Origin of the sequence: Pseudomonas sp. ENNP23 (assembly GCF_001728945.1) — a bacterium.
Classification (GTDB): Bacteria; Pseudomonadota; Gammaproteobacteria; order Pseudomonadales; family Pseudomonadaceae; genus Metapseudomonas; species Metapseudomonas otitidis.
Genome location: NZ_LYSP01000021.1, coordinates 88,644 through 97,010 on the forward strand (window position 1 = coordinate 88,644; position 8,367 = coordinate 97,010).

An 8,367-nucleotide genomic window follows, 5' to 3' on the forward strand; every position below is an offset into this window, starting at 1 on the left:
GCGGTCGGTTCGTGCGAGAGCGAGCACGATAAGCACTCGGCGAGGCCAGGCAAAGCCTCTTTACCGCCTATTTACCCATTCCTGACCCCAGCGAGGTCGCGCCCTTGAGCGGTGACGGCCCTTGGCGACCTGCTGCGCAAATGTCACATCTCCTTTCCGTACCCGTTCTTGTCCATCCACGCGCGGCGCGCGACCATGCGCGCTCGCCTTTCCGCATCCTGAGAGTGCCCCGTGTTCGAACGACTCAAGCAGCAGTTCTCCACCCTGCGCAGCCGCGCCGACTTCCACGCCCTGCGCATCGTCCGCCAGAGCGGCGAGCACTGCGAGGTAAGGCGCAACGTCGCCGAGCCGCCGCTCTTCTCCAGCGACCTGGGCGCCATGCTCAGCGTGCGCATCGGCGGCGTCGAAGCCTATGCCGCCACCAGCGACCTCAGCACCGCCGGTCTGCAGCGCGCCCTCGACCTGGCCGAAGCGCGCGCCCGGCTGATCGCCCCGTACAACCTGGTGGACGCCCGCGTCGCCCCGCCCCAGGGCCGCGCCGAGTACCGCTCCCCGGGCCTCGACACCCCGCTGCCCGGCATCGCCGAGCGCATCGAGCTGCTGCGCGAGGAGTCCGCCGCGGTGCCCGCCGACCCGCGCCTGGTCAACTGGACCCTGCTGCTCAGCGTCGACCGCCACGAGCAGCTCTACCTCAACAGCGTCGGCGCCGAGCACTGGCAGGAGCTGCAATTCGTCTACCCCGGCGCCAGCGTCACCGCCTTCGACGGCCACGACAGCCAGACCCGCAGCTTCGGCGGCTACAGCGGCGGCCAACAGGGCGGCGCCGAGGTCATCCAGCGCCTGGGGCTGCGCGGCTCGGCACCGCGCGTGGCCGACGAGGCGCTGCAGTTGCTGCTGGCGCCCAACACCCCGGAAGGTGCGCGCGACCTGCTGCTGATGCCCGAGCAGATGATGCTGCAGATCCACGAATCCATCGGCCACCCGCTGGAGCTGGACCGCATCCTCGGCGACGAACGCAACTACGCCGGCACCAGCTTCATCCGCCAGGAAGACTTCGGTCATTACCAGTACGGCTCGGCGCTGCTCAACGTCAGCTTCGATCCGGGCATCCCCGAGGAACTGGCCAGCTACGGCCACGACGACGATGGCAGCCCCGCGCAAAAGACCCTGCTGATCGACAAGGGCCTGCTCCTGCGGCCCCTCGGCGGCGCCCTCTCGCAGCAACGCAGCGGCCTGCCGGGCGTGGCCAACAGCCGCGCCTGCAGTTGGAACCGCGCGCCCATCGACCGCATGGCCAACCTCAACATCGAGCCCGGCGACCAGCGCCTGGATCAACTGATCGGCGGCATCGAGCGCGGCATCCTGATGACCACCAACCGCTCCTGGTCCATCGACGATGCGCGCAACAAGTTCCAGTTCGGCTGCGAATGGGGCCAGCTCATCGAGAACGGCGAGCTCAAGGGCGTGGTGAAGAACCCCAACTACCGGGGCATCTCCGCCAGTTTCTGGCGCAGCCTCGCGGCGGTGGGCGATGCCAGCACCTTCGAAGTGCTCGGCACGCCCTTCTGCGGCAAGGGCGAGCCCAACCAGGTGGTGCGGGTGGGCCACGCCTCCCCCGCCTGCGTATTCAGCCAGGTCGACGTATTCGGAGGTGCCGCCTGATGAACGTGCAGATCGACGCCCGCGAAGCCGGCTTCGCCGCCCTCGCCGACTCCCTGCGCCAGGCCATGCGCCCCGGCGAGGACTTCACCCTCTGGTACAGCGCCGAGGCCTCCGACTTCATCCGCTTCAACCACGCCCGCGTGCGCCAGGCCGGCCAGGTGTCCCAGGCCGGGGCCACCCTGCAACTGATCGCCGCCGAGCGCCAGGCGCAGATGGCCGTCACCCTCTCCGGCCAGCCGGACGAAGACCGCCAGCGCCTGGCGGACGGCCTCGACCGCCTGCGCGCGGTGATCGGCCAGTTGCCGCCCGACCCTTACCTGATGCCCGACCGCACGCCCTGGCAGCGGCGCCACGTCGACACCCAGCCGCTGCCCGACCCGGCCATCGTGCTGCCCTGCATCAGCGCCGCCGCCGAAGGACTGGACCTGGTCGGCATCTATGCCGCCGGCCCGCTCTATCGGGGCTTCGCCAACAGCTGGGGCGCCTTCGGCTGGCACAGCGCCCACTGCTTCAACTTCGACTTCAGCCTGTTCCACGCCAACGGCCAGGCGGTGAAGGCCGACTACGCCGGCCAGGGCTGGAACGACGAGGAATTCCATCGCCGCTTCGCCGCTGCCCGCGCCCAACTGGAGCACCTGGGCAAGCCGCTGCGCGTGCTGGCGCCGGGTGGCTACCGCGCCTACATCGCCCCGGCTGCGCTGGAGGAAATCACCGGCATGCTCTGCTGGGGCGGCTTCTCTGCCCGTGCCCTGGCGACCAAGGAAAGCCCGCTGCAACGCCTGGACGGCGACGGCGCCCGCTTCAGCCCGCTGCTGGGCCTGCACGAACAGGTGGTCGGCGCCCTGTCCCCGGCCTTCACCGCCGAAGGCTCGCCGCGCAGCGACGTCGCCCTCATCCAGCAGGGCCGCCTCACCGGTCGCCTGGTGGGCTCGCGCAGCGCCCGTGAATACGGCATGCCCGGCAACGGCGCCAGCGGTGACGAGAGCCCCCAGGCCCTGGTGATGGACGCTGGCACCCTGCCCGAGGCGGACGCCCTCGCCGCCCTCGGCACCGGGCTCTACATCGGCAACCTCTGGTACCTGAACTGGTCCGACCTGCCCGCCGCCCGCATCACCGGCATGACCCGCTTCGCCACCTTCTGGGTGGAGGACGGCCGCATCCAGGCACCGGTCAGCACCATGCGCTTCGACGACAGCCTCTTCGACCTGCTCGGCGACCAGCTCGAAGCCCTCACCGTCGAACGCCAACTGCGCCTCTCCGCCAGCACCTACGGCGAACGCCAGACCCTCTCTTCGCTGCTCCCCGGCGCCCTGGTCAAACGCCTGCAGCTCACCCTGTGAGTCCCCGCCCGGCCCAGGCGCCCTGGGCCGGGCCGGCTCATTCGGCCGTTCCGCTGGCCGGGCGCCCGTAGCGTGGCAGCACGGCGAGGAAGTTGTCCCGCGCCACCTGGCGCGCCACCGCCTCGGGCAGTGCGTCGAGGAAGGGATCGTAGGCGCTCAGGTACTCGCCCAGGCCGTCGAAGCGGCCGACCACGTCGGAGCCGAGCATGAAGCGCTCGGGGTAGCGCTTCACCAGCGCCACCCACTGCGGGTCGGCGCGGCCGTCCCGGTTCAGCAGATAGGGCTGCAGCACCGTCCAGGACAGGTCGACATAGAGGTTCGGGTAGCTCTCCAGCAGGCGCTCCAGGGTCGGCAGGAGGAAGTCCAGCTTCGTCTGGTGGCGGTGGATCTCCTTGCTGGTGCCGGCGTGGGCCCAGATGAAGCGCACGTGGGGGTGGTTGCGCAGCGGCTCCTCCAGCTCCGCCAGGTACAGCGGGTTGCGCTCGCGCTTGGAGGTGATGTTGGAGTGCAACATCACCGGCAGGTCGTATTCGGCGGCCAGGTGGTAGACGCGGGCCATGGCCTCGTTGTTGGCCCGAGGCGTGTCGCCGTCGGTCAGGGCGGTGAGGTCGTCGTGGCGGGTGAACACCTCGCCGATGCCCTGCCACAGCCCCGGGTCCAGCTCCAGCATCCGGCGGATGTGGGCATCGGCGTTCTTGTCGTTGGGGTTGAAGCCGCTGAGAAAGGGGTGGAAGCGCCCGCGCTGGTGCTCCTGCAGACGCTTCACCGCATCGGCCACCAGCACGTCGGTGGCGCTGTACCAGTAGGCGCCGGCATCGTCACCGGCGTAGTAGCGCGGGCGCTTGGGCTCGTCCTCGTGCCACTTCTTGGCCACCGGCACGCCGGCAATCATCACGTGGTCGATGGCGCCCTTGTCCATGGCCTCGAGCAGCGGGCGCATGCCGTCGCTCTCCTGGAAGAAGTCCACGTAGTGCAGGTGCGCGTCGCTGTAGTGGTAGTCACGCGCCTGCGCCACCAGCGCGCAGCATGCCAGCAGCGTGGCCGTGCAGGTTCGGATCAGGGGCAAGGCCAGGTCCTCCAGGGGGCTTGCCAAGGTAGACCCGCGCTTCGCCTGCGGGGTTCAGAGAATGATCCGCCCGGATTTACGGATTATGCTTGCCCAGCTGTCACGAGAGCTTTCGCCATGAAACGCTGCCTTCCGCTGCTTCTCGCCTGTGTTGCCTGCACCGTCGGCGCTGCCGAGCGCCTGGTCTACCCGAAGCACTCCCATGGCGCCGACCCGGAGGCGTATGTGGTCGAGCTGCTGCAACTGGCCCTGGACCGCAGCGGCGTCGACTACCGCCTGGAGCGCAGCCTCGAACCGGTGCCGCAGTCGCGCGCTCAGTACTCGCTGGAGCAGAACGACGGCACCTTACAGGTGATGTGGGCCATGACCACCCGCGAGCGCGAGGCGGAGCTCGCCCCCATCCGCATCCCCATCTACAAAGGCCTGATCGGCTGGCGCGTCCCGTTGGTACGGGCAGACCGGGCCCAGAGCCTGGCCAGCATCGCCAGCCTGGACGACCTCAAGACGCTGCGCATCGGCCAGCGCCATGACTGGCCCGACACCGCCATCCTGCGCGCCAACGGCCTGACCGTACTCACCTCGCCGAGCTATGAAGGCCTGTTTCGCATGCTCCAGGCCAAACGTTTCGAACTCTTCCCACGCGAGGTGGTTGTGGCCTGGGTCGAGGCCCGGCGCGCGCGCGAGCAAGGCCTCGACCTCACCGTCGACGAGCACCTGGTGCTGCACTACCCCACTGCCCTCTATTTCTTCACCTCCAAGTCGCGCCCCGACCTCACGGCCGCCCTCGAGCGCGGGCTGGAGCGGACCATTGCCGATGGCAGCTTCGAGAGGCTGTTCCAACGCCGCCACGGCGACAGCATCCGCCGCGCCCGCCTGGACCAGCGCCGGGTGATCGAACTGCAGAACCCCGACCTGCCCGACACGGTGCCCCTGGGCCGCGCCGAGCTCTGGTACCACCCGCCGACAGACCCGGCACGCACCCACAGCGCCAGGGCGGATGAAAAATCCCGGGAACACCCGGCCCGCTTGCAGGCTCCAAACACCACGGCCCCCGTGCGCACGCCGGGTGCTCCATGAACCCACCACCCGAGGACTGCCGATGACCATCACCGTCACCACCGAATCCGCCGACGGCTACCGCCACGCCATCCGCGTCGACGAGACCCACGCGCTGTTCACCGACATGCCCAGGGCCCTGGGCGGCGACGGCAGCGCGCCCGAACCCCATGACTACTTCGACACCGCCCTCGGCGCCTGCAAGGCGCTGACCGTCACCTACTACGCGCGCCAGCACGACATCCCGCTGACCGGCGTGGGCGTGGAAGTGCTCCACGACAGCAGCCGCGAGAAGGATGGCCACTACGGCGTGAGCGTGAAGCTGACCCTGCGCGGCGCCCTCACCGACGAGCAGCGCGCCACCCTGCTGCGCATCGCCGACAAGTGCCCGATCCACAAGCTGATGACCACCGCCGAGGTGAAGATCGAAACGCGCCTGGCCGAAGGCAACTTCAGCCAGTGACGCCACCGGCTCCGGCGCGGCGCTATGCTTGCCGCTCAGCCCGCCGGAGCCGCCCCATGACCAGCCCCCTCGTGATCCGCCCCCGCCCCGAAGACGTGGCGGGGCTGCCCATCCTCCGGCCGATCCCCTCGGCTCAGTGCCGCAGCGTCGGCCCCTTCGTGTTCTTCGACCACATGCTCGCCACCGCCTTCGCCCCTGGGCAGGGCATGAACGTGCGCCAGCACCCGCACATCGGCCTCTCCACCCTCACCTACCTGTTCGAGGGCACGCTGCAGCACAAGGACAGCCTCGGCTCCGACCAGCGCGTGGGCCCCGGTGACGTCAGTTGGATGACCGCCGGCGCCGGCGTCGCCCATGTCGAGCGCACCCCGGCCGAGCTGCTCGCCAACGGCTCGCGCCTGCACGGCCTGCAGGTGTGGCTCGCCCTGCCCCGCGAGCAGGAGCAAGGCGCCCCCCGCTACAGCCACCACCCCGCCGCCAGCCTGCCGCAGCAGGACAGCCTGGGGGTGAGCATCCGCCTCATCGCCGGCCACGGCTTCTGCCTGGAATCCCCCGTACCGGTCACCAGCCCCACCCTCTACGCCGAGCTGCGCCTGCAGACCGGCGCCACCCTGCTGCTGCCCGACGAACACCCGCAGCGCGCCCTCTACCTGCTGGACGGCGAAGCCCTGCTCGACGACCAGCCCCTGGAACGCCACAGCCTCACCGTGCTCCCCGAGGGCGAAACCTTCAGCCTCAGCGCCTGCAGCGAAGCGCACCTGGTGATGATCGGCGGCGCCCCCCTGGACGGCCCGAGGCGGATGAACTGGAACTTCGTCGCCAGCGACCCGGCCCTGATCGACGCGGCCCGCCAGCGCTGGGCAGCGGCCGACTGGCCGGTGGTGCCGGGGGAACAGGAGCGGATCGAGCTGCCGCGTTAGGCGGGCGAGCGCCGCCGCAACGGCACTCGACTCATAAAAGAGCCCCCGGCAACCTGAGCCACCGGGGGCCTTTCACAGCTACCGGGCAGGCCTCACTCCACCCGCTCGTAAGGCAGGCCCACATAGTTCTCGGCGATGCTCACCAGCCCCGCCCGGGAGCTGAGGAAGTACTCGCGGTCGGCCTGCTGCATCTTCTGGTCCCAGGCGTCCTGATGGCCGTTGAAGTCGTGCAGCAGGTTGGTCATGAACCAACTGAAGCGCTCGCCCTTCCAGACCCGGCGCAGGGCCAGTTCGGAGTACTTCTCCAGCAGGTCGGTGCGCCCCTCGCGGTAGACCTTGACCAGGATGCGGTAGAGGTAGCAGACGTCGGACGCCGCCAGGTTCAGGCCCTTGGCGCCGGTGGGCGGGACGATGTGGGCGGCATCCCCCACCAGGAACAGGTGGCCGTACTGCATGGGCTCCACCACGAAACTGCGCAGCGGGGCAATGCTCTTCTCCAGGGACGGCCCGGTCACCAGTCGCTCGGCCACCTCGCCCGGCAGGCGTGCCTTCAGCTCGGTCCAGAAACGCTCGTCGGACCAGTCCTCCACCTTGTCCGTCAGCGGCACCTGCAGGTAGTAGCGGCTGCGGGTCAGGGAACGCTGGCTGCACAGGGAAAAGCCGCGCGGGTGCTGGGCGTAGATGAGTTCCTGGTGAACCGGCGGGGTGTCGGACAGCAGGCCCAGCCAGCCGAAGGGGTACACGCGCTCGTACTCGGTGAGCACCCCGGCCGGAATGCTCTGGCGCGACACGCCGTGGAAGCCGTCGCAGCCGGCGATGTAGTCGCAGTTGACCCGGACCTGCTCGCCGGCGTGCTCGAAGGTGACACAGGGGCGCTCGCCCTTCAGCTCGTGCAGCGCCACGTTGCGGGCACCGTAGACGGTCGGCGCACCGCTGGCGGCGCGGGCCTCCATCAGGTCACGGGTGACCTCGGTCTGGCCATAGACCATCACGCTCTTGCCGCCGGTGAGTTCGCTCAGGTGGATCGGCACCCGCTTGCCGTCGACCACCAGCTCGACGCCCTCATGCACCAGCCCCTCGGCATCCATCCGGGCACTCACGCCGGCCTCGCGGAGCATGTCCACCGTGCCCTGCTCCAGTACGCCGGCACGGATGCGGCCGAGAACGTAGTCGGGGGTCTGGCGCTCGATGATGAGGGTGTCGATACCGGCCTTGTACAGCAACTGGCCGAGCAGCAGGCCCGAGGGGCCGGCACCGATGATGGCAACCTGGGTTTTCATTGTTCTTGTCTCTCAGTGAGGCGTTGCGGCCCGATGGCTGGCAGCGACCGCAAACGAGTGGCTTGGATGCCCCTGCATTTTTACCGACAAGATTGGGAAAAGAAGGGTGTTTTCCGTACCAGGAATTGCACTTTTGAAAACAGCGTCCGATTATCGGGCAGCCATCCACCGCTGATCCGTGCCAGACCCTCCATGACCGACCGCATCCCCGGCGTGCCCGTGTTCAAGCTCTACGGCGAGAACCAGGCCTGGCCGACCCCCGACCTGCTGCATTGCGAGTCCATTCCCAAGCGCAGCAGCCTGCACCACTGGGAGATCAAGCCGCACCGCCATGCCGACCTGTTCCAACTGCTCTACGTGCAGCGCGGCCAGGCGGTGGTGGAGGTGGAAGGCCGGCACAGCCCCGTCGACGAACCCTCCATCCAGGTGACGCCGCCGCTGTGCGTCCACGGTTTCCAGTTCTCCGAGAACATCGAAGGCTACGTGCTCAGCCTCGGCGCACCGCTGGTGGAACGCCTGGAACAGCAGTTGGGCGCACCACTGGCGGTGCTGGCCTCCTCGGGCTGCTACCCGGTGGGCC

8 protein-coding genes are annotated in these 8,367 nt (G+C 69.2%); 6 read left to right on the plus strand and 2 right to left on the minus strand.

Annotated elements, in window-relative coordinates:
• Positions 1-231 precede the first annotated feature (231 nt).
• Together A9G05_RS13625 and A9G05_RS13630 are read left to right on the plus strand one after the other, a co-directional pair.
• Positions 232-1,662, plus strand: a complete 1,431-nt coding sequence (locus A9G05_RS13625) for a TldD/PmbA family protein (RefSeq protein ID WP_069561492.1) — start codon at positions 232-234, stop codon at positions 1,660-1,662.
• Positions 1,662-3,002 (plus strand): TldD/PmbA family protein, encoded by a 1,341-nt coding sequence (locus A9G05_RS13630; RefSeq protein WP_069561493.1) that lies wholly within the window; start codon positions 1,662-1,664, stop codon positions 3,000-3,002. The genes A9G05_RS13625 and A9G05_RS13630 overlap by 1 nt, the downstream gene beginning before the upstream one ends.
• A 37-nt stretch (positions 3,003-3,039) precedes the next feature.
• Here the strand turns inward: A9G05_RS13630 and A9G05_RS13635 are convergent, their stop codons facing one another.
• On the minus strand, positions 3,040-4,068 hold the full coding sequence (locus tag A9G05_RS13635; protein ID WP_069561494.1) for an amidohydrolase family protein: 1,029 nt from the start codon (positions 4,066-4,068) through the stop codon (positions 3,040-3,042).
• 117 nt (positions 4,069-4,185) lie between these two features.
• Between A9G05_RS13635 and A9G05_RS13640 the strand changes: the two genes are divergently transcribed.
• From A9G05_RS13640 to A9G05_RS13650, 3 genes are read left to right on the plus strand one after another with little or no spacing between them, the layout of a single operon-like run.
• Positions 4,186-5,145, plus strand: coding sequence for an ABC transporter substrate-binding protein (locus A9G05_RS13640; protein ID WP_069561495.1), 960 nt, complete (start codon positions 4,186-4,188; stop codon positions 5,143-5,145).
• 22 nt (positions 5,146-5,167) lie between these two features.
• Entirely contained in the window at positions 5,168-5,587 is a 420-nt protein-coding gene (locus A9G05_RS13645) for an OsmC family protein (RefSeq protein ID WP_069561496.1), read from the plus strand.
• A gap of 56 nt (positions 5,588-5,643) precedes the next feature.
• The gene (locus A9G05_RS13650) at positions 5,644-6,507 is read left to right on the plus strand and encodes a pirin family protein (RefSeq protein WP_069561497.1); all 864 of its coding nucleotides are present in this window, start codon (positions 5,644-5,646) and stop codon (positions 6,505-6,507) included.
• A gap of 92 nt (positions 6,508-6,599) precedes the next feature.
• On the opposite strand, the gene pobA is transcribed toward A9G05_RS13650, so the two are convergent.
• Positions 6,600-7,787, minus strand: coding sequence for a 4-hydroxybenzoate 3-monooxygenase (gene pobA / locus A9G05_RS13655; RefSeq protein WP_069561498.1), 1,188 nt, complete (start codon positions 7,785-7,787; stop codon positions 6,600-6,602).
• Positions 7,788-7,979: 192 nt separating this feature from the next.
• On the opposite strand from pobA, the gene A9G05_RS13660 reads away from it, so the two are divergent.
• Positions 7,980-8,367, plus strand: a 388-nt coding sequence (locus tag A9G05_RS13660) for an AraC family ligand binding domain-containing protein (protein ID WP_171902718.1), incomplete at its 3' end; no start/stop codon positions are given.